The following is a 23,331-nucleotide window of genomic DNA, read 5'->3' as shown; positions in this document are numbered from 1 at the left end:
AGTTGAAAGTTAAAGGTTGAAAGCGGATTAAACTTTTAACTTTGCACTTTATACTTTCAACAATTCAATGTCAACAATACTTCAGATAGAAACAGCTACTCCTGTTTGTTCGGTGGCCATTTCCGTGAATGGGGAAACGGTAGCACTTAAAGAAGAGAAAGCTCCCAATATCCACGCGTCAAGCCTCACGCTTTTTATTGGTGAGGCCATGAAACTGGCTGGTTTAACCTATGCTGATTTGGATGCTGTTGCGGTAAGCAAAGGCCCTGGGTCATACACGGGTTTGCGTATTGGCGTTTCTACGGCCAAAGGATTATGCTTTGCCTTGGAAAAACCGTTTATTGCTATCAACACCCTAAAAATGATGGCAAATGGCTATTTGTATAAGCATCCAAATTTTGGTGGCTTGGTATGCCCTATGATTGATGCCAGGAGAATGGAGGTGTTTACTGCGGTATTTGACCACAAATTAGCTGAAATGGAGCGTACCCATGCCAAAATAGTTGACGATAAAAGCTTTGTGCTTGAGCTGCAAAATCACTATATGGCCTTTATTGGAGATGGTGCGGAGAAATGCAGGACAGTGATAGATGACCCTAATGCCCATTTTTATACGGATAATTTTAACAGTGCCAGTTACATGAGCAATTTAGCATTTGCCGCTTATCAATCTGGTGAGTTTGAAGATGTGGCTTATTTTGAGCCTTTTTACCTAAAGGATTTTGTATTTACTACACCAAAGAAAAAAGTTTAACGCTGTTTTTTCTTGAATATGCTAAAAATACGGCCAAAGAAGCTTTGCCGCTCTTGGCCATCGCCAACACCTGGCATCCAGCTCATGTTCATGGGATGCTCTACAATGTAGCCAATTTTAAACGCCATTCCCAAGTAAACCGATCCTCGGCGATAGCCTGTTTCTACAGCTTCGTTCCCTTTGATAATATCTTTGCCGGAATAATAGGTTTCTATCAGGTCATTGGTGCCTAAAAACATTTCAAAGTTTGGCGTTTGGATCATTCCCTGTATGCCTAACCTGAAATTTTTGTCCAAATTATAGCTAGGCACTGCGCTAAATGAAAAATTGCCCGATTTTAGGGTGTTCACCATAGCAGCTTCGCCATATTTATTGAAAATGTTTTTGCTGACGATCAGACTGGGCGTATAAGCCCCAAAAGTTTTGGAGATCATAAAGTCGGCTTTGCTGTCGACAGTGGTTATGAAAGCTTTTTGTTCGGTGTTTTCGGTACCAACACTGTTTAATGCACTTTGTAGGTTGTTCGCCGCCCTTGGCCCGCTTTGTACCGTTCTTTGCTCGGTTACGTCAAATGAACCTGCATATGATTTCTTGCCCCATCTGATAAATCCCAGATCTTTAACGTTGGCCATCATGAACACGCCCGATTTAGTGGTGTAGGTTGTTCCAATGGAAATTGCTGCCCCAAGATTTTTGAAAGGCAAAGTGTTTTTGAACTTAAATTCGCCGTTTTCAGGATAATTGATTCTGTATTTAGCGGCCATGTCAATATCCATGGTATTGGCTGTAGGGTTAATTACCACAGATGATTTATCAGCGTAAAATTCCGTATAGCCAATGCCGCTCAACAAGCTCACTTTTGCGCCCAGTGCCCAACGTTTGGTGTAGTTTTCGCGGTAGGTAAAGCTAAGCTGGTGATAGGCTTGCAGTTTGCCGTTATTGTTAAAAATATTGATGCGCGGTATGGTTGTGAAATTTTGGAAAGTGTCGAAAAATAGGCCCTTGCTAAGATCTCTATCATACTCCACTTCTGTTTCGGATTTGATTTGCCATGAAAAGCCCATTTCGCTGTGGTACTTGTGATATTTAAATAGCCTGATGGCCAAAAGGTACATGTTTACATTTTCCCGCATAGTTTTAGGGTTGGCAAAGGCTCCTGTTCTGCTTTGCGTATACCCTTGGTTTATCAGGTCACGTATAGCTTCGTTGGATTGTCCTCGGTTTAAACTGCTTAAATCGAGGTAGGGGAGCAGGAAATTGGAAGCGAATTGCCGGGAAGAGTCTAGTACAAAAGATTTTTGTGCAGGATTCTCAAAAGAGTCGAATAGCGTTTTGGTATTGAATAATGCGTATTGTTGGGCAGTGGCGCTTAAGGTAGCGACAATTAAAAAGAGTACTACTAAGCCTTTCTTCATAAAACGATCTGTTTGGGCATAAATTAAAGAAACTATTTCAATTTTGAACGTACATGCACCACGAAAATGTTGTTCTTTGGCCTAAAGGTTGGTTTGATATTTCCATTAAACCAACCTTTATAATTTATGCTATTTTAAGCAGTTTCTCATGATTTATCAAATAAGTTAAACGTTAATTTCCACTAAACTTAATCGTATCCGTTTTTGTTTGGTTTTTGAGCAGTAAAATATTGCTCGTAAATTTTCCGTTATCGGCAGATAGCTGGTAGCCAAAAGCATTGTAGTTTTTAACGCCCTTTTCAGATTTATATTGCTTATAATAAGGAGCTTTTAAGTTTTTGCCGAAAATGTCATGGCTGTTTTTGTGGTTAACGTAAAAGGCAATGGTTGTGGCGCTTGAAATTTGGTCCTTAAAAGCATTATAGCTATCCGTATTTACCAGTAAGTGGTCGTTTTTGTACGCATTTAAAAATACTTGGATAGTGCTGGCATAATTGGCCACCACTAAATGGTTATCGATAATGGTGTAAAAAGGGCGCTCAAATTTCTTGAAGGGTTCGCCAAAATAATTGTAAAGTAAATCAGTTTCTTTGAAAATTCTGATATCCGGAGCGTAATCACTACCTAAATCCAGTAGTAACTGGCCAAGTTTGTCGCCGTTTTTAATTTCCACGATACCCAGCTTCTCCCCACTTTTAAGCTCCAGGGTGGCAAATTGTTTATTGAAATATTTTGGGAAGGTCTGATCGATGTCTATTCGATATTTTTCGTTGATATTATGAAGTTGTTCCGCAATCTTTTCATCCTCTTTTTTGCTCTTTTGCCAAACTTTTAGTGCTTTGTGCCAAATGGCGTAATCATTGATGCTGAATAGCGTATAGTTGGCGGTTTGTTCAGGAAAAAGTTGGTCGATATTTACTTTTTGCTCTTTTTGGTCAACAAAAAGCCTGAAATAGTTTTGGGCGTCGTTAATTTGGGTATATCCATTGAGCAGTAATTTATCGCTGCTAAAGTTGTAGTTTAAGGAAGCGTAGGCTGCTTGTTTGTTAAATATGTTGAGCTCACCGGTTAAATTGGTATTAAGGATGTTTTTCAGTAGTGAGGGCAACTGTTTGTAGTTGATGTAAACATTGGCCAGTGTATTTTTGCTAAACCTATTGTTTTGCTTGATATACTCAGCAAACTCATTATTGGGGAGTTTGGTTGTGCCAAGCATGGTTAATGCTTTTTTATTGTTGGAAAGAAAAATGGATTTATTGATGATGGAGATGAAACACTCGCTAGTATCGCCAAACTTAATGTGATATGCGCTGCCTTCTTGTTTAACTGTAGCATTTAGCTGGTTAAGAACGGTATGGTCAAATTTTTTCGCCTTGGTTTGCGTGGCGATAATAAAATCCACTCGATTGGCTGAGGTAGGCAAAAATCCAATAGTGATCTTTTCTCCATCTATTAAATGGTTTAAACTGGTATTGTTTGAAATAAGCGTTCTCAAAGTTTTGAGCAAATTGCTTTTTTCCGCTCCCAAAATATCATTGGTTACGGTTTGTTGGCCAAGAATATCGTAAAAGCCTTTGTCGTTTTCAAAAGTGAAAATAATTGGTGCATTGGCAGATACAAGGTTTAGGGAAATGTCGGAAGGGCTACTTTCTTTATCTAAATTTGAGAAATAAAGATATGCCATGCCTGTTACGCCAAGCACCAATACAATTAATATGATGTAGATTTTTTTCATAACCATGTAGGCAAATTTAATTTAATTTTATGATTAGCGAGATTATAGAGGCATTTTGTTAATTTAGCGCTATTTAATGCCGTTGCTCATGAACAAAAGAATCATCCTAACCGCTGCCTTTTTTGGTGCGCTTGCTGTAGTACTTGGTGCTTTCGGAGCACATGGGCTAAAAAACATCATCGCTCCAAATCAATTGGAAATATGGCAAAAAGGTGTAGAATATCAGTTTTATCATACTTTCGCTATATTGTACCTGTCTACTTTTGCCAGGTACAAAAATAAACTTATTGCATTGTCGTTTTTCTTTTTCACTTTGGGAATTGTGCTATTCTCGGGCTCGTTGTACCTATTGGCTGTTAAAGATGCCTATCACTTCTCTTTTGCCAATATTTTGGGCCCTATAACACCAATTGGCGGATTAGGCTTTATTTTGGGTTGGGTGTGTTTGTTTTTAGCCGCATTAAAAGATAAATAATGCAGTTTGCAACATCAGATTTTTCAGAGCGGGAAACGCTATTTGTTGAAGTTGTGTTACCGCTATCATTAGCCATCAACTACACCTACAGGGTTCCGTTTGAGCTTAATGAAACCATTGCCGTAGGTAAAAGGGTGGTAGTGCAGTTTGGCAAGCATAAAATTTATACGGCTTTGGTGAAAAGTATTGGCACCAATCCGCCTGAACATTATCAGGCAAAATATGTGATTGATGTGGTAGACGACCATCCGGTGGTAACCAACAAGCAATTTCAATTTTGGGAATGGATTACCGCTTATTATTTATGTAATGAAGGCGATGTAATGGCGGCCTCATTGCCTACAGGTTTGAAGTTGGCCAGCGAAACAGTACTGCTTTTGAAAGACGAGCAGCCCCAGGAGGTGGAACTGAGCGATAAAGAACAGCTCATTGTAGAGGTATTGCACAAACAACATCGCATCAGTGTAGATGAAGTGGCAGGTTTATTGGGCCAAAAAACGGTTTATCCCATCGTTAATTCGTTAATTGCTAAAGAGGTTATTATTGCCGCTGAGGAAGTGGTAGATAAATACAAACCATTGCTCAAATCTTTCGTAAAGCTCAATAGCTTTTATCTGGAAGAGGAAAACCTTCGTCAGTTGTTTGCCCAGCTGGAAAAAGCACCAAAACAATTGGATGCTTTGTTGGGATACCTGAAATTAAGCAAGGATAAGGGGTATGTGTCTAAGAGCCAGTTAATTGAAGAAAGTGCTTGCGGGCAAGCTGCATTAAAGGCTTTGGTGGATAAAGAGATATTTTATGTTGAGAAAAGACCGGTAAGCAGGTTAAGCAGCGATGGAGAAATATTTGACGTTAATTTTAAACTCAGCGAACATCAACAAGCCGCTTTAGATCAGGTAAACCAGCAGTTTCAACATAAGGATGTAGTGTTGTTGCACGGGGTTACCGCATCTGGCAAAACCCAACTCTATATCAAATTAATAGAAGAAGCTATTGCCAAAGGCGGACAAGTACTTTTTTTACTGCCAGAAATTGCGTTAACTACACAGATTGTGGAGCGTGTAAAGCTTTACTTCGGGAATAAAATTGGCGTTTACCATTCCAAATTTAATGATAACGAAAGAGTAGAGATCTGGAACAAAGTATTGAGCGGTGCCTATCAAGTTGTGCTGGGCGCAAGGTCGGCGGTACTGTTGCCTTTTCATGATTTGAAATTGGTAGTGGTTGACGAAGAACATGAAAACTCTTACAAACAGTATGATCCGGCACCCCGATACCAAGCTAGGGACGCCGCGGTTTTTTTGGCGCACCTGCACCAGGCAAAGGTGATTTTGGGCTCTGCTACGCCATCTTTGGAAAGCTACTATAATGCCAAAACAGATAAATATGGTTTAGTGCAACTTCAGGAACGTTTTGGTGGCGTTCAGCTTCCTTTGCAGCAAGTGGTAAGCATTGCTGAAGAAACCAAGCGCAAAAAAATGACCTCTTATTTTACAAGCGTACTGGTAGATGATATTGCAGAAGCCTTGGAAAAGAATGAACAGGTGATCCTGTTTCAAAACCGTAGGGGGTATGCTACCATCCTGATTTGCGCAACCTGTGGTTATGCACCAAAATGTGTGAATTGCGATGTGAGTTTAACCTACCATAAATCTAGTGGTAAATTACATTGTCATTATTGCGGGTATCATCAAAACAGTATCAATGTATGCCCAGCCTGTGGCTCAGTGCACGTAGAGCAAAAGGGTTTTGGAACCGAGCGTATCGAAGAAGAATTGAGCTTGATTTTTCCAGAAGCCAAGATAGCCCGTTTGGATTTGGATAGTACGCGTACCAAAAATGGGATGCAGCAGATCATTAGCGATTTCCAGGAAAAGAAAAACGATATCCTTATTGGTACCCAAATGGTGGCCAAGGGGCTTGATTTTGAGAATGTGAGCCTTATTGGAGTAATTAATGCAGATACCCTGCTTAATTTTCCGGATTTTAGGGCATTTGAACGAAGCTATCAATTGCTGGCCCAAGTAGCGGGAAGGGCAGGACGCAGGGACAAACAGGGAAAGGTATGTATTCAGGCCTACGCCGATGATCATCGAATTATTAAGCAGGTAATGGAAAATAATTACGAGCAAATGTATGCAGATGAACTGGAGGAAAGAAAGCAATTCCATTATCCACCTTTTTCAAGATTGATTTTCATTAACGTTAAACATAAGGATGCTGATGTGCTCAACCTCGCCGCGCAAACTTTGGCCAATAACCTCAAAGCACAGCTAGGCAAAAGGGTGTTGGGACCTGAACAGCCTTTGGTTTCACGCATTAGAAATTACTACATCAAACAGATCATCCTAAAAATTGAGCGAACAGCAGCCATGCAAAAGGTAAAAACGGTTTTGCTGGATACCATTAGGGATTTTAATGCCCAAAAAGAATTCAGGAGCGTAATTACGCAAATAGACGTAGATCCTTATTAGTTTTTGCCTACTAAATGGAATTGTATTCCTACGGATACAGGATTAAGTAGAGTTTCCAGCTTGTTGTATTTGGCAAATGTTCTGGTTTTCGCGGCGTCGTTCAGTACCGTTTCCTGGCGCTCATAAGCGTAGAAAAAATCCAGTGTTGATTCGGCAAAAATACTTAGGTTTTTTAGGGCATTAACTTTAATGCCCAGTACTGGAGAAAAAGTAGCGCCATTTTTGCTCGAATTGGCAGCATAGCCATTTGTTGGGCTCGAAGTGCTTTTGGAATGAATATCTCCTTTAAAATTACTTGCCCTAAAACCTATATCGAAACCAAAATAAGGTTGTATTACAGAATAGTTAAAGTTCTTTTCGAAACCCAGTTTAATGGAGAAGTCGCTGAAATTCCCTTTGGCTGTTTCGCAGGTTTCGCATTGGTTGTCAAAAGTCAAGTTCCTTTTATAATAATAATGGCCGCCAATCCTAAAAGCTATCTGGTTATCGTTAAGCTTGATCATGCCGCCGTTTAGCCACATGGTGGTGTAATCGTCGGTATTGTTTTGTTGCAGAATTTTTGGTATTTGAACAAGGCTGTAACCTTTGATACCAATACTATAATTGTAGTTTCCGTCAATTTGGGCAAATGTTGAAACGCTAATGAACAATGAAACAATAACAAGTATAACTCTATTCATGCAAATTTTGTTGGGTTAACAAAAGTATAAAATATTTGCGACCGATTGCGCTAAAAAATGCTAATAAGTTAATAGGCTGAGAATTGCCTTGCCTACGCTGCTTTGGGGAAATGATGTTGGTAAAAAATATGTCGGCTAATTTGGTTAAATACGGACTTTAAAGCTATTTTTGGCACAAATGGCTTATAAGTTTGTAGATAATTATCGGGAAAAAGGTGCAAGAAAGAAACTTGTAGAAATCTTAAAAGAGCGGGGGATCTCTGATGCAAAAGTGCTCAGGGCAATAGGGAAGGTGCCTCGTCATTTCTTTTTCGATGAAACCTTTTGGAACCAAGCCTATAGGGATATCGCCTTTCCAATTGGGGATGGGCAAACCATATCACAGCCTTATACCGTTGCTTATCAAACAGAGCTGCTACATATCCAAAAGGGAGATAAAGTGCTGGAAATTGGCACAGGTTCTGGTTATCAAACCTGTATTTTGATGGAACTTGGCGCAAACGTGTACACTATCGAGAGGCAGGAGAATTTGTATGCACGTACCATCAAAGTATTGCCGGGAATGGGCTATCACGCCAATTTTTTCTTGGGCGACGGCTCCAAGGGAATTGAGGAACATGCTCCTTATGCAAAGATTATTGTAACTGCCGGAGCTCCTTTTGTGCCTGAAATATTGTTAAAGCAGTTAAAAATCGGCGGGATTTTGGTAATTCCGGTAGGTGATGAGAAATCGCAGAAGATGATTACCGTGATCCGTGTGAGCGAAAACGAATATGATAGAATAGAACTAGATACCTTTAGGTTTGTACCGCTGGTAGGCGACCAGGCTTGGTAATTTGGATAAAAGAACAAAGAGCAGCGAATAAAGATGAAGTTTGCCTTTTGCTCTTTACTCTTTACTCTTTACTCTTTGCTCCTTTATCCTTGTTCCAACTAAGGGTATAACAAATATTTTTTCCTCATTTCTTTGTACTTGCTCAAGCCTGGCTCCCAGCTCGCTCTAATTTCAGCTTCACTTTTGCCGGCCATAATCTGTTGCCTAAAATTGCCAACACCAATCAGCTTTTCGATAGGGAGCATCTGGTTGCTCAATTTCGAATCAAAGAAGGTTTCTTTTTTAGGAGATTTTTGATAAAGCGCTATCATCCATTGGATGTTGATTTGACGGGTTTTTCTGAAAATAGAAGTGTCATAATTCCTTAAATCGATGCCATAGCAAATCTCATCCTTAAAAATAGGTGTTTCGGCCATGCCTTTAATGCCCGTTGGGGTAAAGGAGAAATCATAAATGCCCTTGTAGTAAGGTGCGCCCAAAATGGTGAAAGGAGATTTAGTGCCCCTACCATGATTTATATACACGCCTTCAAACAAACATATACTAGGGTACAATAAAATAGATTGTGGGGTATTTAAGTTTGGCGATGGGCTAACTGGAAGCTCATAAGGCATATCGTGGTTGTAGTTGGCATTTTTGATCACAGTTATCTTGCATTTCAATTTGCCTTTCAGCCAACCTTCGCCGTTTAGCATATGTGCGTATTCACCTACCGTTAGGCCATGTGCCGCAGGAATGGGTTGTATGCCAACGCCTGATTGGTACTTGGGATCTAAAATTGGGCCGTCAATTACAAAACCGTTAGGGTTTGGCCGGTCAAAGATCATCACCTCCTTGCCATTGGCGGCACAGGCCTCCATCACACGCTGCAAAGTATTGATATAGGTATAAAAACGAACGCCCACATCTTGGATGTCGAAGATCATCACATCAATGTCTGCTAAATTTTCTTTGCTAGGCGTACTTTGTTTTCCGTAAAGAGAAACCACTTTGATGCCTGTTTTAGTGTCTATTTCGTTACTTACATGAACCCCTGCACTAGCATTCCCTCTAAAACCATGCTCAGGACCAAAAATCTTTACTATTTTTACACCACGCTTCAACAAGCTGTCAACGGTAGTTGTTTTGCCTATTACAGAAGTTGGATTAACCACCATACCTACACGTTTGCCTTTTAATAGGGGCAAATAAAGTTCGGTTTGCTCGGCACCGGTTTTAAATGTACTGCCGGCAATTTGGTTTTGTTTAACGGTTGGTTTTGTTTTTTGCGTTTTTTTGCTGTTTTGGCCGCAAGCTGTAAACGTAAAAACAGTTAACAGAATTTTAAACAGTAGGATTGGCTTGTTCATTTTCAGGTTTTAAGCATGTTTAGGCTAAATCGAAATTGAATTAGCATTTTTGCTAAATTACAATTTATTGCAAAAAGTTGAACGTAGAATATTTTATATCGAGCCGTATTTCCTTAAAAGCTGAAAGAACCTTTTCAAAGCTTATTGTACGCATTGCCATTGCTGGCGTAATGCTGAGCCTGGCGGTCATGATCCTTTCCATTGCCATTATCAAAGGTTTTAAAACAGAAATACAGGATAAGGTAAGGGGGTTTATTGGCGATGTTCAAATTTACAGGTTCGATTTGAACGGTTCTTTTGAGAAATCACCATTTATTCCGAATGACACCACAATAAAAAGCCTCAAGCACAATAAACAGGTAGCTTCTTTTTACCCTTTTGCCACCAAGCCAGCCATTATTGTTGCCAATGGCGAAGTAGAAGGGATTAACTTTAAAGGTATAGATGGTACCTACGATTGGCATTATATCAAAAAGCATTTGGTAAGCGGTACCGTTATTGATTTTGCGGATACCACCAAGTCGGCTCAACAGGTGCTTATTTCTGAATATACAGCTAACCGCTTAATGCTTAAAACTGGCGATAGTTTCATTATGCACTTTGTGCAAAACCCGCCCAGAAAAAGAAAGCTCACTATTGTAGGGATTTATCGCATTGGTATAGAAAGTATTGACAAAGGGTTTGTGATTGGTGACATTGGCTTGATCAGGAGGTTGAACAACTGGCTACCGCAACAAACCGGAGGCATAGAAGTTCGTATTAAGGATTTTAAACAGCTTAAACCCGTTGCCGATGAAATTTATGACAATTTGGAAATGAAACTACGGTCGAGATCGGTGGAGGAAAGCACCCCCGAAATTTTTACTTGGCTGTCACTATTGGATGTTAACACAAGGGTGTTATTGATTTTGATGCTTATTGTAGGGGTGATTAACATGATTACCGCTTTGTTGATTATGATTTTGGAGCGGACCAACATGATTGGAATGTTAAAGGCTATGGGAATGAGTAACGGCAGTATGATGAAGATATTTTTATACAATGCCATTTACCTTGTGGGAATTGGCTTATTGCTGGGCAATATTTTGGGCCTGGGGCTGTGCTTTTTGCAACAAAATACTCATGTATTTAAGCTGGACCAAACAAATTATTATCTAGATCATGTGCCTATAGAACTACATTTAAAAGATGTGCTTTGGTTGAATTTGGCTACCGTAGTAACCTGTACTTTGGTGCTCATTGTGCCGTCGATGTTGGTAAGCAGGATTAGTCCGCTGAAAGCGATAAGGTTTAAGTAGGGTTGTTAGCGGCATTTTTGTCATTCCGAGTTTCGGGGAATCTTTTGTGCTGGATTTATTAAACCTCTTTAGGCACCTTGAAGCATTTTAGATTTATGCACCATTAAGGCGTTAAGGGACATTAAGCTTTATTTTTGAACCATCTCCACAAACACTCTTAGAACATTTTAGGGGACTATGTATTGGATGAAGTAAAATGTCTTGGGTGGTAAAAATTATTCCATCCCTTGCAAAACGCCCATTTTCAAGTCGTAAGTAGAGAGGGTGATTTGCTGAAGGCCAAGTTGGGCCAACACATAATTGGTAATTAAGGAGGCCATCACAATCATGTCCACTCTTAATGGGATAAGGTTAGGCATTTGGCTGCGTTCCTGGTGGGTTGACGCGATTAGTTTTTCGCTCAGCTGATGATACGCATTAACGTTAATGGGGGCCGTAGAAATTTGATGGATATTTAGGGAGGGATTGAGCATAGACGAATACGTTTCAAATGCACCGGCCGAGCCAATCAAGGTTTGGGCACTGAAACTCTTGCCAAAGGCAATTAACTCCGGTAAAGTATCTCGCAAATGGTTTTGAATATGCTGCTGGTCTGTAATGCTAAGGGGGTCTGATTTGAAAAATTTCTGCATTAACCTAGCGGCACCAATATCAAAGCTTTTTTTCCAATAAAACCCCTGTTCATCACAGAAAATAAACTCGGTGCTGCCACCACCAATATCCATGATTAGGGATTTGCCCTGGATTGCGCCACTGGCTTTTACGCCCTTGTAAATTAAATGGGCTTCGTCATTGCCATCAATCACATCAATGGTAATCCCCGTATGTTGTTTAACGGCATCAATAAATGCCTGGCCATTGCTGGCACTGCGTACCGCTGAGGTAGCTACTGCCCGTACGTTAGAAATTCCATATTGCTGAAGTGTTGTGCTGAACGCTTTTAAGCAATTGATGCCACGCTCAAAAGCAGCGGGAATAATACGGTTTTCAAGGGTAATATCTTGGCCCAGCTTTACAGGTTTGTTGGTTTTGTAGAGAATGGTCATCCCATTATCGTTTTTTTCGGCGATAATGAGATGAAAGGTATTGGTACCTAAATCTATGGCAGCAATTTTCATGTGTTTTGATTGGCTTTTTAGGAGCGGTTAATCTACGAAATCATCTCGCAGCAACAAAACCAGAGCGGCACTACTTAACAGCATTTTTTCTTTTTCATCACTCTTTTTCAAGAAAATAGTACCCTGGTCAATTAAAGATACGGCACCAACAATTTCTCCGTTTTTATTCTCGAACTGAAAACCAACAGGGATTTTGCTGATGGATTTTGGTTTGGTCTTAATAACGGTTTTAACCGTGTAGTAATTTTCTTTGTCGAGTGCTATTTTGCCCACCACGCCATCTTTGTACATCTCTACAGCGGCATTGTTGATTTGCATTTGCCAAGGAATATCGGCGTTGGTAAGGTAAATTTGTGCGTAACAGCTATTGAGCAACGAATCTTTATCGCGGTAGCGTTTGGCGTTGGCCTCTACCTTTTCGCCAAGGTTTACAAACAGGTTGCGGCTTTTTAGTCCGTTGGTCATGAAAACTTCCGAAATATCGCCATTTGCGGAAGCGAGGGCAAAAGTCATTTCATTTTTCTTTTTTTCGCTGCCAAGCATTACGCTTTCCTGTCCATTGCTAAAACCAAATGCTCGTTTGCTGCCCTTGTTCCAAGAACGTTTAACGTATTGGGTTTGGTAGTTGGCAAAGCTAACGGTTTGGTTAATGCTTAAACCCTGGGTGCCTTTAACCGGGTGTTGTACCAGCTCGGTGTTGGGTACATCAATTTGCATGCTTGCGCAAGAACTTAAAAAGAAAATGGCCAGACCTAAAAACTTGTAATAGTTTGATTTCATGTTGGGTGTGTTTATGGAACCGAAACTATTAAAAATCAGACCACGACGAACGGCGTTTGTCGCTTTTCACATTTTTTAACACTTACCCTAAAATAGCGTATCTGCAAGGCTTTTAAGCTTAAATGGTTAAAGGCAAACCGCCGCAAAATTGTTTGGTAAGATATACAGCCTTGTTATGTTTTGCCAACGGATGGGAAGGCAGCATTTTTATTCAGGGCTGATGCCTTTGCCAACTAAACCTGACATTAGCGGATACCGGCCTTGTGGCTAAGGCCTGTGCAGTATGAGCGATTGGCAGGGCTTGCCCAAAATAGTTGTACAGGCCCTGCTTTTCAAATCTTCTTTGTGGTGATGTGGTTTAAAGATTTTGTAGGATTAATCCCTAATTCTTATAGGTGAACCATTTGAACATTTCTTTAAACGTGGTTTTTTTACCGTACATTAAAATACCTACACGATAAATGCGGCCGGCAATCCAAACGGTGGCTACAAAACCAACCGCAAGAATGGCCATGGACAAGGCTAGTTCCCAGCCTGGTACACCATAGGGCATACGCACTACCATGGCAATGGGAGAGGTAAAAGGGATCATTGACAGCCAAAATGCGGTATTGCCGTAGGGGTCGTTGGTAACTACGCTGAGCGACAGGGCGTAGCCCAATAAGAGGGGCATCATTACTGGGAACATGAACTGTTGGGTTTCGGTTTCGCTGTCAACTGCCGAGCCAATGGCTGCATATAGTGCGCTGTAAAACAGGTAGCCACCCAAAAAGAAAAACAAAAACACGACTACTATTTTACCGACGTTTAAGCCGGCTAAACTTTTTTGGATATCAGCAATTGGGCCTTGCGGAGCGGTTGCCGTTACTTGCTGGCCACCACTTATTTGAGTTTGTGCCTGGCTGGAGGCAGTAATTTGCTTAGCCTCGTCCTTGCCTACAAACAAACTTACTGCCGCAGTGCTAATGGCAAGGGTAAGTACAATCCAAAGCATAAATTGGGTAAGGCCAACCATGGCAATTCCGATGATTTTTCCCATCATTAATTGAAATGGCTTTACCGATGAGACAATAACTTCGATAATGCGGTTGGTTTTTTCTTCAATTACGCCACGCATTACCTGTATGCCATACATCATGATGAACATGAACATCAGTACGCCAGCTACAAAGGCAATAAAGGTACTTGCTCCTGCACTCGATTCTTCTTCGGTGCCAGTTTCCGCAATTTTTTTGGTTGAGATTTCGACGGTGGTTTTAAGTTTATCCAAATCCCCTTGCGAAATGCCCGACTCCTTAAGCTTCTGTGTTCTGATCAGCTCCTCAATGTCGCCCGAAATACGTCGGTTTAGTGACATGCCAGGTTGTTTAGCGCCAAAGAGCTCAATTCCTTTTGGCTCGTTTAGGCTAAATTCAGGCAAATAAAGAATATAGTCGTAAGCAGCTTTGCCCAGTTCCTTTTTGGCTTGGTCCAAGCCTTGATCGATGTAAGTATATGAAATATTTTGGTTGGAACTAAGTTTTTCCGTTAGGGTTTTGTTGGTACTAACAATGGCCACTTTATCATGTGTATCTTTAATACCTTTGTAGGTAAAATAGCCAATTAGGGCATAAACACCGGCAATTAATAATGGTGTTAAAAAAGTCATTACAATGAACGATTTCTTTTTAACTCTCGAAAAATATTCTCTCTGGATAATGAGTAAGATTTTATTCATGGTTTTGTCCTTTCACTTTTTCAATAAAAATATCGTTCATGGTAGGGATTACTTCATCTAAACGGTGAATATTTACATGGGGCATTAATTGTGATAGGGCCTCATTGGCAACACGGTTTGGTTTTAACTGTAGCTTAACCAAAGTGTGGTTTTTTACCTTTTCGGTTTGCAGTACTTCATAAATATCATTGCTAGAAGTTTCATAATTGCCTTCGTATTCTATCCAGTAAGCATTGCTGCGGTAGGTGTTTTTAATTTCGTCAACGGCGCCGTCCAATATCTTTTTTGATTTGTTGATCAGTGCAATGTTGTCGCAAAGCTCCTCCACGCTTTCCATACGGTGAGTCGAGAAAATAAAGGTAGCACCGTTTTTGTTCAGTTCCAGGATTTCGTTTTTGATGATATCGGCATTTACGGGGTCAAAGCCAGAGAAAGGTTCATCCAGGATAATCAATTCAGGCTGGTGCAAAACCGTGGCCACAAATTGCACCTTTTGCTGCATTCCCTTGCTCAAATCTTCCACTTTTTTGTTCCACCAGTCTTTCATTTCCAGTTTTTCAAACCAGTGTTTAATGCGTTTGGTGGCCTCAGCGCTGTTTAACCCTTTCAATTTGGAAAGATAAAGCACCTGTTCTCCAATCTCCATTTTTTTGTAAAGGCCACGTTCTTCGGGCAAATAGCCAATCTGCGGGATGTGGTTGGCATTTAATCGTTCACCGTTAAAAAACACTTCGCCGCTATCGGGCGCCGTAATTTGGGTAATAATCCTAATCAGGGAAGTTTTGCCAGCACCGTTTGGGCCTAATAGTCCAAATATCTTGCCTTTTTCCACTTCAAGGCTCACATCATTCAGGGCACGGTGCGTTGCATACTGTTTTACAATATTCTTTACGCTTAACATATGTATTGTTTAGTTTCGGGAATAAGATAGCAAAAAAGGCCCTTTGTTACTAATTTTGTGGATTTTTTGAGAAAACCCCAGCCAGTAGCATTTGGCCAATGGGGTCCTGCTTTCCATTACAAGTCCTCGCCTCGCTCTCGCTTGGCTGTGGGCTTTTCATTTCAATCAGGTTTATCATACAAAATGGGGTGCTGTAAATTTGTATTAGCGGTTAAGGTTTTTACCGCAAAGGGCTTCAAGGCTTGCGCAAAGTAACGCAAAGGCTTGTGTGCAAATGATGATAGGCTTCTTTGTGTTCTTCGCGTAGCGCTTTTTTCTAGCGTTCATCTAACGAACAATTTTTTGCAAGGGGAGGCGATGACAAGCTCAGGAATAAATTGATTAGTTTTCTTTTTTGAATAACTTGCCCATGTAATCCACTACGGTTGTGCGCCGCTTTCGCGGATTTTCAGGGCCAATTAAAAAGCCATAAGGTTGTAAGTCAGGGTGGTGGTCGCAAATGATCTTAACCATGCCCAGCAACGGGATAGCCAAAATCATTCCAGCAATGCCCCAAACCATTTCCCCCAAAACAATAGCCATAATGGTAAACAAAGGGTTAATGTTTACTTGCTCGCCAACTACCAAAGGTTCTAAAATATAGGTTTGTATAAATTGCACAATAAAATAAGTAAGCAGCACCCACCAAACTTTTTCATTTCCACCTTGTGCCAAAACGGCCAATACAGTAATAGCAGTGCCTGTTAGGTTGCCAACAAAAGGAACGATTTCTAATAAGCCACATAATACAGCGAAAAAAATGGCGTTTTCTACACCAATTAAGCTAAAACCAATGCCATACATCACCCAAAGCAATCCAATCATAGCCGCTAACCCGCTGAGATATTTTTGGGAAACTTTACCTGCTTTATGAACGACTATATCGGTGTCGGCTTTCTCTTTTTTAGCGACTAATTTTAGAATAAATTGTTTGATATGTCTACGATATAACAAAAACAAATACATATAAACCAGCACCAGCACTGCATTTACGGCAATGCTCATTAAACCCGAAGCAAAGCTCAGCAACATACCATTGGTATTATTAGTTTGTTGGTCGATAATTTTCTTTTGCTGTTTAGCGTCTACACCTAAAGTGTCATTAATCCAGTGTTTAATGTGGCTGAAAAGGTTGAATAAACGAGCCTTCATTTCATCTATATTTTCTGCCAAACTAGAAAGTTGAATAGACAATAGGACTAAGATGAGCATAATGCAGGCAATGAAAATGAACATGCACAGCAGCGCAGCAAAGGCCCTATTTATGTTCTTACTTTCAAAATAATTGCATAGTCTGATGAACAGCATGGATAGCACTGCTGCTAATACCACGGGTACCATAAAGGGTGCGGAAAAATATAACCCCGCAAAACCCAAAGTGAAAAATAGTAATAAGTAGACCGTTTGTTGTAGTTTTTCCATCGCTGGGATAACATCCCGCAGGGAAAAATGTTTACGATCTGGGCCGAATATATCTTTTATGCCGCTAACTGGATGATCTATGGCCTGTATGCCAAACCGCACAGGAAGTAAGATTTAGCCATTTTCCACTAACAATTTCAGCTGATTGGCATTGTTAATGGCGCCAAAGCCCCAAGTGTTGTTGAAATAAATAAAGGCTTGGTCAGCATCGGCTGGGATTTGGGTGAAAAAATGTTCAATTTCAGAAAAATCATAAGCTGATTTGTAAAGCACAGGTTTGCCATGAAAACGATAATAAATAGCTGGATGGGTAGTGATCACGTCATCTGGTAAGCTTTTGGGATAACTTTGGCCCGCAAAAATAATGTGGTGAGCTTTAACAAGGGCAAACACCTTCTCGTTCCACCATGAAGCGTGCCTAAACTCCACCACATTTTTAAAGCCTGGGTTTAACGTTTGTAATAGCCTTTCCAGTTTTTCCTCCGTATAACTAAATGAAGGAGGAAACTGAAACAGTACACAGGCCAATTTTTCTTTAAGGCCATCATTAACCAACTGATAAAAATCAGTAGCTTCGGTTTTACAGTAGTTAAATTGTTTGTAATGGGTAATTAGGCGTGGTGCTTTCATGGTAAATACAAAATCTGTAGGACTGTCGTTAAACCATTTTTCCAATGATTTTGCTGTGGGTGCTTTGTAAAAACTAGCATTGATTTCAATGGTATTGAAATGTTTACAGTAAAATTTGAACCAGTCTTTTTGTGCCAAACCTTTTGGATAAAAAAAGTCCTTCCATTCCTTGTAATAAAAGCCCGAGCAACCAATATTCCATTTCATGATGATACAACGCAGGCTGATGAATAAGGTTTTAGTAATTTAATTTGTAGCGAAACATTGTGTTGTGTCGTATGGATTTTAGACCATTACCTTTATTCACTAAACTAAATTCTCATGAAGAAAATCTTATTTGTACTTTTTATCGTTTTTGCCGCTAACTTAGGATGTAAAAAAATGGACACTGGAGGAGGCCTTTGCGCCTGTTCACCAGTGCAAACACCTCCTTTGCTGTTAGTAGTTAAAGGCACTAACGGAGTGGATATGTTAAATCCCGCTACTAATGGCTCCTTCGCTACAGCCAATATTAAGTTGTATTATCAAAACGGCACCACCGAAAATCCTATTCAATTTGATATTAACCAACCTTTTTCTGTTGGCAATTCTGCTACCGAAAAAATTGAATTTTATCAATTACGTTCTTCGAGGTTGTTAGATTTATTATCCGCTGAAAACCCACCTAATATATATCTGAAATTGGGCAATGGAACCCCTCGTCAGTTAAAAGCCACTATGGTAAGTGGTCAAAAATATAAGGTCGAGAAGCTGTTGGTTGATAATGTTGAAGCAACCGCAGAAACAGGCCCTGTAAAAAAGATAGTGCCTAATATCTTCTACTTTAGTTTATAATTGTTGTACGTTTATTAAAGCCCTGTTAAGTGTTAAAACTTGATAGGGCTTTTTGATGCGTAAAGAAATGCTTTGACTTTATGTCACCCTTTTAAGATTTTTCTATTCATTGTTGTTAGCCTGTTGGGATAATATCACCACTTTGTGGTTCGGTTTAATATGCTCACCAACTAAACCGAATTATGAGGGTTTAATCAACGAAAAAAAGCCTCGCACTGCGAGGCTTTTCTAAACCAGTAAATATCCGCTAAAATCTATCTCAACTCATTAATTCCATCCACCACCTAAAGCTTGGTAAATTTTTACCATGGCATTAAGTTGTTGCTTTTTGGTTTCTATCAAGGCTAGTTTTGCTTCCAGTGCATCTCGTTGTGTCATTAACACTTCCAAATAATCAGCTCTGGTCGATTTAAAAAGGTCATTAGAAATACTTATCGATTGATTCAAAGCTTGTACTTGCTTTAACTTAAGTCCATAGCTTTTCTGTAGATTACTAATGCCCGAAAGTTGGTTAGCTACTTCGATATAGGCGTTGAGAATGCTGCGTTCATATTGGTAAACCGCTTGGATTTGTTTAGCATTTGCACTAAAATAGGTGGCCTTAATGGCATTTCTGTTAATTAAAGGTGCGGCTACATCGCCTGCAATGCTATATAACATCGATTCAGGAAATTTTACCAAATAACTAGGGTTAAAAGCTTGGAAGCCAAATGCAGCAGAGATGCCAAACGACGGGTAGAACTGCGCCTTAGCAACCTTTACATCCAACTTGGCGGCCAGCAAACCCAGCTCGGCCTGTTTGATGTCAGGCCTGTTGGCCAATAACTGCGAAGGAATACCCGTTTTAAAATTGGTAGGCACATCTTGCTCAAAGCCATTTTTATCCCTTTCAATATGTTGCGGATATCTGCCCAATAGGAAATTAATTTTGTTCTCCGTTTCGGTGATCTTCTGCAAAATATCGTACTCAAGACTTTTGGAATTCAATACCTCTGCTTCAAACTTACGTACCGCCAATTCAGTTGTCCTGGCAGCTTCTTTCTGTATCTTAACTACATTAAAGGCATTGTTTTGTAGTTCAATATTTTGGCGCACCATGTCCAACTGTTTGTCAAGTGCCAACAATTCATAATACGAATTAGCAATTTCGGCCACCAAGGCAGTAGTCACAAAGTTTTTTCCTTCTACGGAAGAAAGATATTTGGCATAGGCCGATTTTTTAGCGTTGCGCAATTTGTGCCATACGTCAACCTCCCAATTGGCATACAAACCAGCCAAGTAATCGGGTAGGGGCTCAGGCATTTCCTTGCCTTGATCTATTTCTGTAGAGGCATCACCAGCGCCTTGACTGGTGTATCTGCCCACCTTTTCCAAGCCTGCGCCTACTTTAACTCCAACACTGGGCAATAGTTCGCCCTTTTTAGCCCTTACCTCATTTCTGGCAATCTCAATTTCCTGTAAAGTGATATTCAGTTCCTGATTGTTTTTTAAGGCGGTATCAATTAAATCAGCAAGATATTGGTCCTTAAAAAACTCCTTCCATTTCATTTGGGCAATATTGGAGGTGTCGCTATTGCCCTGATAAGTTGCTGGAGTGTTTTTGTTGGCAGTTTTTTCAACAATGGCAGGCACTTTACAGCTGGCGTAAATAATCCCTACAAACGCCAACCCTAGTATTTTATGGTGATTTTTATTAAACATTGTTTTCAAGTTCTTCGGTTAACGGATGTTCATCTTCAATTTTAATCAGCTTACGTTTATCGGCAATGGTGCCAAAAACATAGTATAAGCCTGGGATGATGATAACGCCAAACACGGTTCCCAATAACATACCGCCGGCAGCGGCCGAACCAATAGTGCGGTTTCCAATAGCCCCGGGACCAGTAGCAAACACCAATGGAATTAAACCTGCAATAAAGGCAAATGAAGTCATTAAAATAGGACGGAACCTTACTACCGCACCTTCCATGGCAGCGGCTAAAATAGACTTGCCTTCTGCATGTTTCTGTGCGGCAAATTCTACAATCAGTACTGCATTTTTGCCCAGTAAGCCAATGAGCATTACCATAGAAACCTGTGCATAAATGTTGTTTTCCAATCCAAATAACTTTAAAAAGAGGAATGCTCCAAATATCCCCGCTGGTAAAGAAACAATTACCGCTAATGGTAAAATGAAACTTTCATATTGTGCGGCAAGTACTAGATAAACGAATCCTAAACAGATTAAGAAGATGTAAATAGCTTCGTTGCCTCTGTTGCTCTCATCTTTAGAAATACCTGCCCAATCAATGCCATATCCTCTTGGTAACGTTTTCTTCGCTACTTCTTCTACCGCTTTTAGGGCCTCACCAGAACTATATCCAGCAGCCGCAGAACCGTTAACCTCTGCCGAGTTGTACATGTTGTGACGAGTGATTTCAGAAAGGCCATACACTTTTTGCATGGTCATGAATGCGGAGAAAGGAACCATTTCATCTCTGTCGTTTTTCACGTACAGTTTCATCACGTCGGCTGGTAAGGCTCTGTATTGTGGTAAGGATTGAACAATTACCTTGTACTGCCTGCCAAATTTGATGAAGTTGGTTTCGTAGTTACTACCAATTAAATCCGACAAAGTCTCTAAGGCTTTCTCTGGTGTTACCCCTTTTTGTTGTGCTTTATCGTTATCGATATTTAGCATGTATTGAGGGAAACTGGCACTGTAAAACGTAAACACCGATTGCAGTTCAGGACGCTTGTTAAGCTCTTTGACAAAATCCTTGCTCACTTTCTCCATCTCTACATAATTGTTCCTTCCCGCTTTATCCAACAAGCGTAATTCGAAACCACCAGCAGCACCATAACCAGGAATGGCTGGAGGTTGGAAAAACTCAATCATGGCACCGGGCATGTCCTTAGATTTCTCTTCAAGTTCTTTAATGATATCCTGAGCACTATTTTTGCGATCCTTCCAGTCTTTCAAATTAATTAAACAAGTACCTGAGTTGGAGCCTGTACCTTCGGTCAATACCTCATATCCCGCCAGGGCCGATACTGATTTTACGCCTTCAATTTCCTCGCAGATTTTTTCCAGTTTCTCGGAAATTTGGTTGGTTCTTTCCAAAGTTGAGCCTGGAGGCGTTTGAATGATGGCATAAATCATCCCTTGATCTTCGTTAGGAATAAAGCCTGAGGGTACCGAGTTGCTTAAGAAGTATGTGGCCACGCAGAAAATCCCCAATACACCGAAAATGGCTATTTTACGCGTTACCACCTTGTTCATTACGGTTTGGTAACGACCAGTTAACCTAAAGAACCAATGGTTAAAAGCACCTAAACCTTTATCAATAATTGATTGCTTTTTGTGATGATTAGCATTATGTTTCTTCAACATAATGGCACACAAAGCAGGAGTAAGGGTTAAGGCCACAATACCCGATAAAATGATGGATGTGGCCATGGTGATGGAGAACTGACGGTAAAACACGCCCACTGGGCCCGACATAAAGGCCACGGGAATAAATACCGAAGCCATTAAGAAAGTGATGGCCACAATGGCGCCCCCAATTTCGCTGATGGCTAATTGTGTTGCTTTAAGTACCGATAAACGCTTGTCTGCTTCCATTTTGGCGTGTACCGCTTCAATAACTACAATGGCATCATCTACCACAATACCAATGGCCAACACCAAGGCAAAAAGGGTAATGAGGTTGAGCGTTATACCGAAAAACTGCATAAACACAAAAGAACCAATCAAGGAAACAGGTACTGCAATGGCTGGGATTAAGGTTGAACGCCAGTCGCCCAAGAAAATGAACACCACCAAACCTACAAGGATAAATGCTTCAATTAAGGTGTGGACTACTTTTTCGATGGATGCGTCCAGGAATTTAGAAACGTCGTAACTGATCTCATAATCCATGCCCTTAGGAAACGAAGTGGCCTTAATTTCTTCCATGCGTTTCTTTACGTGATCAATTACATCCTGCGCATTACTGCCGTATGATTGTTTTAACACAATAGCGGCCGAAGGTTTGCCATTAATGTGCGAATATAAATCGTACATCGAGCTGCCAAATTCAACATCGGCAACATCCTTTAACCGCAATAATTCGCCATTGGCGCTTGCTCGTAGAACGATGTTTCGGTAGCCATCCTCATTGGTGAAACGACCAGGGTATTTCAATACATATTCAAAAGATTCCGACCGTTTACCCGAACTTTCGCCGGTTTTACCTGGAGATGCCTCTAAGCTCTGGTTGTTCAGTGCTTCTAAAACTTCTTCGGATGAAATTTTATAGGCCAGCATTTTATCGGGTTTCAGCCAAATACGCATGGCATATTCACGGTTACCCAAAATATCGGCAAAGCCAACTCCGTCTACACGTTTTAGCTCAGGCAGTAAGTTGATGTCGGCATAATTGTACAAGAAATTCTCGTTCATATGCGGGTCTTTACTGAAAACGTTCACGTACATCAACATGTTGGGTTGCTCGCGGCTGATTTTGATCCCCTCACGAATTACCAGCGGAGGTAATTTGTTGGTTACCGCAGCCACACGGTTTTGAACGTTAAGCGTTGCCTGATCTGGATCAGTACCCAAATTAAATACAATTTGGATGGAGCATTCACCATCGTTACCGGCATCAGAGGTCATGTATTTCATTCCCGGAATACCATTTAGGGCTCTTTCCAAAGGAATAACCACCGCTTTAATCAACAGCTCATTGTTTGCTCCTGGGTACTCGGCCACTACGTTTACCATGGGCGGCGAAATATTTGGAAGCTGTGTTACAGGCAGGCCAACAAGTGCCAGCACGCCCATAAATACAATTACCAGCGATATCACTATCGATAAAACTGGTCTTTTTATGAATTTACTAAACATAATTTTTT

The 23,331-nt window shown here is 40.6% G+C and carries 18 protein-coding genes; 6 read left to right on the top strand and 12 right to left on the bottom strand.

Annotated features, from left to right (window positions below; translation table 11 throughout):
• Positions 1-67 precede the first annotated feature (67 nt).
• Positions 68-754 (top strand): tRNA (adenosine(37)-N6)-threonylcarbamoyltransferase complex dimerization subunit type 1 TsaB, encoded by a 687-nt coding sequence (gene tsaB, locus DUT71_RS11095; RefSeq protein ID WP_113662606.1) that lies wholly within the window; start codon positions 68-70, stop codon positions 752-754.
• Here tsaB and DUT71_RS11090 read toward each other — a convergent pair.
• Complete coding sequence (locus DUT71_RS11090; RefSeq protein WP_113662605.1) at positions 751-2,169, bottom strand: DUF5723 family protein; 1,419 nt, start codon at positions 2,167-2,169, stop codon at positions 751-753. The genes tsaB and DUT71_RS11090 overlap by 4 nt on opposite strands.
• 172 nt (positions 2,170-2,341) lie before the next feature.
• Entirely contained in the window at positions 2,342-3,904 is a 1,563-nt protein-coding gene (locus tag DUT71_RS11085) for a hypothetical protein (RefSeq protein ID WP_162796028.1), read from the bottom strand.
• 88 nt (positions 3,905-3,992) lie between these two features.
• Here DUT71_RS11085 and DUT71_RS11080 point away from each other — a divergent pair, with 88 nt between their 5' ends.
• Both DUT71_RS11080 and priA read left to right on the top strand, forming a co-directional pair.
• A complete protein-coding gene (locus tag DUT71_RS11080; RefSeq protein WP_113662603.1) occupies positions 3,993-4,379 on the top strand; it encodes a DUF423 domain-containing protein in 387 nt (128 codons plus the stop codon).
• On the top strand, positions 4,379-6,853 hold the full coding sequence (gene priA / locus DUT71_RS11075; RefSeq protein ID WP_113662602.1) for a replication restart helicase PriA: 2,475 nt from the start codon (positions 4,379-4,381) through the stop codon (positions 6,851-6,853). The genes DUT71_RS11080 and priA overlap by 1 nt, the downstream gene beginning before the upstream one ends.
• Here the strand turns inward: priA and DUT71_RS11070 are convergent.
• The gene (locus DUT71_RS11070) at positions 6,850-7,533 is read right to left on the bottom strand and encodes a hypothetical protein (RefSeq protein WP_113662601.1); all 684 of its coding nucleotides are present in this window, start codon (positions 7,531-7,533) and stop codon (positions 6,850-6,852) included. The genes priA and DUT71_RS11070 overlap by 4 nt on opposite strands.
• Positions 7,534-7,711: 178 nt before the next feature.
• Between DUT71_RS11070 and DUT71_RS11065 the strand changes: the two genes are divergently transcribed.
• The gene (locus DUT71_RS11065; protein WP_113662600.1) at positions 7,712-8,368 is read left to right on the top strand and encodes a protein-L-isoaspartate(D-aspartate) O-methyltransferase; all 657 of its coding nucleotides are present in this window, start codon (positions 7,712-7,714) and stop codon (positions 8,366-8,368) included.
• 98 nt (positions 8,369-8,466) lie between these two features.
• Here the strand turns inward: DUT71_RS11065 and DUT71_RS11060 are convergent, their stop codons facing one another.
• Positions 8,467-9,717, bottom strand: coding sequence for an exo-beta-N-acetylmuramidase NamZ family protein (locus tag DUT71_RS11060; RefSeq protein WP_113662599.1), 1,251 nt, complete (start codon positions 9,715-9,717; stop codon positions 8,467-8,469).
• Between the two features lie 77 nt (positions 9,718-9,794).
• On the opposite strand from DUT71_RS11060, the gene DUT71_RS11055 reads away from it, so the two are divergent.
• Positions 9,795-11,015, top strand: a complete 1,221-nt coding sequence (locus DUT71_RS11055; protein ID WP_113662598.1) for an ABC transporter permease — start codon at positions 9,795-9,797, stop codon at positions 11,013-11,015.
• A 215-nt stretch (positions 11,016-11,230) separates the two neighbouring features.
• On the opposite strand, the gene DUT71_RS11050 is transcribed toward DUT71_RS11055, so the two are convergent.
• From DUT71_RS11050 to DUT71_RS11025, 6 genes are all read right to left on the bottom strand, one after another.
• Positions 11,231-12,133, bottom strand: coding sequence for a Ppx/GppA phosphatase family protein (locus tag DUT71_RS11050; RefSeq protein WP_113662597.1), 903 nt, complete (start codon positions 12,131-12,133; stop codon positions 11,231-11,233).
• 27 nt (positions 12,134-12,160) lie between these two features.
• A complete protein-coding gene (locus DUT71_RS11045; protein ID WP_113662596.1) occupies positions 12,161-12,913 on the bottom strand; it encodes a hypothetical protein in 753 nt (250 codons plus the stop codon).
• A 382-nt stretch (positions 12,914-13,295) separates the two neighbouring features.
• Positions 13,296-14,630 (bottom strand): ABC transporter permease, encoded by a 1,335-nt coding sequence (locus DUT71_RS11040; protein ID WP_113662595.1) that lies wholly within the window; start codon positions 14,628-14,630, stop codon positions 13,296-13,298.
• Complete coding sequence (locus DUT71_RS11035; protein ID WP_113662594.1) at positions 14,623-15,531, bottom strand: ABC transporter ATP-binding protein; 909 nt, start codon at positions 15,529-15,531, stop codon at positions 14,623-14,625. The genes DUT71_RS11040 and DUT71_RS11035 overlap by 8 nt, the downstream gene beginning before the upstream one ends.
• Positions 15,532-15,912: 381 nt before the next feature.
• Positions 15,913-17,094: an AI-2E family transporter gene (locus DUT71_RS11030; RefSeq protein WP_240186904.1), complete on the bottom strand. Its 1,182-nt coding sequence runs from the start codon at positions 17,092-17,094 to the stop codon at positions 15,913-15,915.
• A gap of 12 nt (positions 17,095-17,106) precedes the next feature.
• On the bottom strand, positions 17,107-17,829 hold the full coding sequence (locus DUT71_RS11025) for a DUF72 domain-containing protein (RefSeq protein WP_113662592.1): 723 nt from the start codon (positions 17,827-17,829) through the stop codon (positions 17,107-17,109).
• Positions 17,830-17,943: 114 nt separating this feature from the next.
• Between DUT71_RS11025 and DUT71_RS11020 the strand changes: the two genes are divergently transcribed.
• The gene (locus DUT71_RS11020) at positions 17,944-18,456 is read left to right on the top strand and encodes a hypothetical protein (RefSeq protein ID WP_113662591.1); all 513 of its coding nucleotides are present in this window, start codon (positions 17,944-17,946) and stop codon (positions 18,454-18,456) included.
• A 267-nt stretch (positions 18,457-18,723) separates the two neighbouring features.
• Here DUT71_RS11020 and DUT71_RS11015 read toward each other — a convergent pair whose 3' ends face one another.
• Together DUT71_RS11015 and DUT71_RS11010 are read right to left on the bottom strand one after the other, a co-directional pair.
• Positions 18,724-20,157 carry a TolC family protein gene (locus tag DUT71_RS11015; protein ID WP_113662590.1) on the bottom strand — a complete coding sequence of 478 codons (1,434 nt, stop codon included), beginning with the start codon at positions 20,155-20,157 and terminating at the stop codon, positions 18,724-18,726.
• On the bottom strand, positions 20,150-23,323 hold the full coding sequence (locus DUT71_RS11010; protein ID WP_113662589.1) for an efflux RND transporter permease subunit: 3,174 nt from the start codon (positions 23,321-23,323) through the stop codon (positions 20,150-20,152). Before DUT71_RS11010 ends, DUT71_RS11015 begins: the two co-directional genes overlap by 8 nt.
• Positions 23,324-23,331: the final 8 nt, after the last annotated feature.

Origin of the sequence: Pedobacter nanyangensis, assembly GCF_003313505.1 — a bacterium.
Classification (GTDB): Bacteria; Bacteroidota; Bacteroidia; order Sphingobacteriales; family Sphingobacteriaceae; genus Pedobacter; species Pedobacter nanyangensis.
Note: the sequence above shows the minus strand (reverse complement) of the source record. Positions and strands in the feature narration are given on the sequence as shown.

Excerpts from the sequence above, each read along its gene's own strand:
- tsaB (WP_113662606.1), top strand. The coding sequence starts at position 68 with ATGTCAACAATACTTCAGATAGAAACAGCTACTCCTGTTTGTTCGGTG.
- DUT71_RS11090 (WP_113662605.1), bottom strand. The coding sequence starts at position 2,169 with ATGAAGAAAGGCTTAGTAGTACTCTTTTTAATTGTCGCTACCTTAAGC.
- DUT71_RS11085 (WP_162796028.1), bottom strand. The coding sequence starts at position 3,904 with ATGAAAAAAATCTACATCATATTAATTGTATTGGTGCTTGGCGTAACA.
- DUT71_RS11080 (WP_113662603.1), top strand. The coding sequence starts at position 3,993 with ATGAACAAAAGAATCATCCTAACCGCTGCCTTTTTTGGTGCGCTTGCT.
- priA (WP_113662602.1), top strand. The coding sequence starts at position 4,379 with ATGCAGTTTGCAACATCAGATTTTTCAGAGCGGGAAACGCTATTTGTT.
- DUT71_RS11070 (WP_113662601.1), bottom strand. The coding sequence starts at position 7,533 with ATGAATAGAGTTATACTTGTTATTGTTTCATTGTTCATTAGCGTTTCA.
- DUT71_RS11065 (WP_113662600.1), top strand. The coding sequence starts at position 7,712 with ATGGCTTATAAGTTTGTAGATAATTATCGGGAAAAAGGTGCAAGAAAG.
- DUT71_RS11060 (WP_113662599.1), bottom strand. The coding sequence starts at position 9,717 with ATGAACAAGCCAATCCTACTGTTTAAAATTCTGTTAACTGTTTTTACG.
- DUT71_RS11050 (WP_113662597.1), bottom strand. The coding sequence starts at position 12,133 with ATGAAAATTGCTGCCATAGATTTAGGTACCAATACCTTTCATCTCATT.
- DUT71_RS11045 (WP_113662596.1), bottom strand. The coding sequence starts at position 12,913 with ATGAAATCAAACTATTACAAGTTTTTAGGTCTGGCCATTTTCTTTTTA.
- DUT71_RS11040 (WP_113662595.1), bottom strand. The coding sequence starts at position 14,630 with ATGAATAAAATCTTACTCATTATCCAGAGAGAATATTTTTCGAGAGTT.
- DUT71_RS11035 (WP_113662594.1), bottom strand. The coding sequence starts at position 15,531 with ATGTTAAGCGTAAAGAATATTGTAAAACAGTATGCAACGCACCGTGCC.
- DUT71_RS11025 (WP_113662592.1), bottom strand. The coding sequence starts at position 17,829 with ATGAAATGGAATATTGGTTGCTCGGGCTTTTATTACAAGGAATGGAAG.
- DUT71_RS11020 (WP_113662591.1), top strand. The coding sequence starts at position 17,944 with ATGAAGAAAATCTTATTTGTACTTTTTATCGTTTTTGCCGCTAACTTA.
- DUT71_RS11015 (WP_113662590.1), bottom strand. The coding sequence starts at position 20,157 with ATGTTTAATAAAAATCACCATAAAATACTAGGGTTGGCGTTTGTAGGG.
- DUT71_RS11010 (WP_113662589.1), bottom strand. The coding sequence starts at position 23,323 with ATGTTTAGTAAATTCATAAAAAGACCAGTTTTATCGATAGTGATATCG.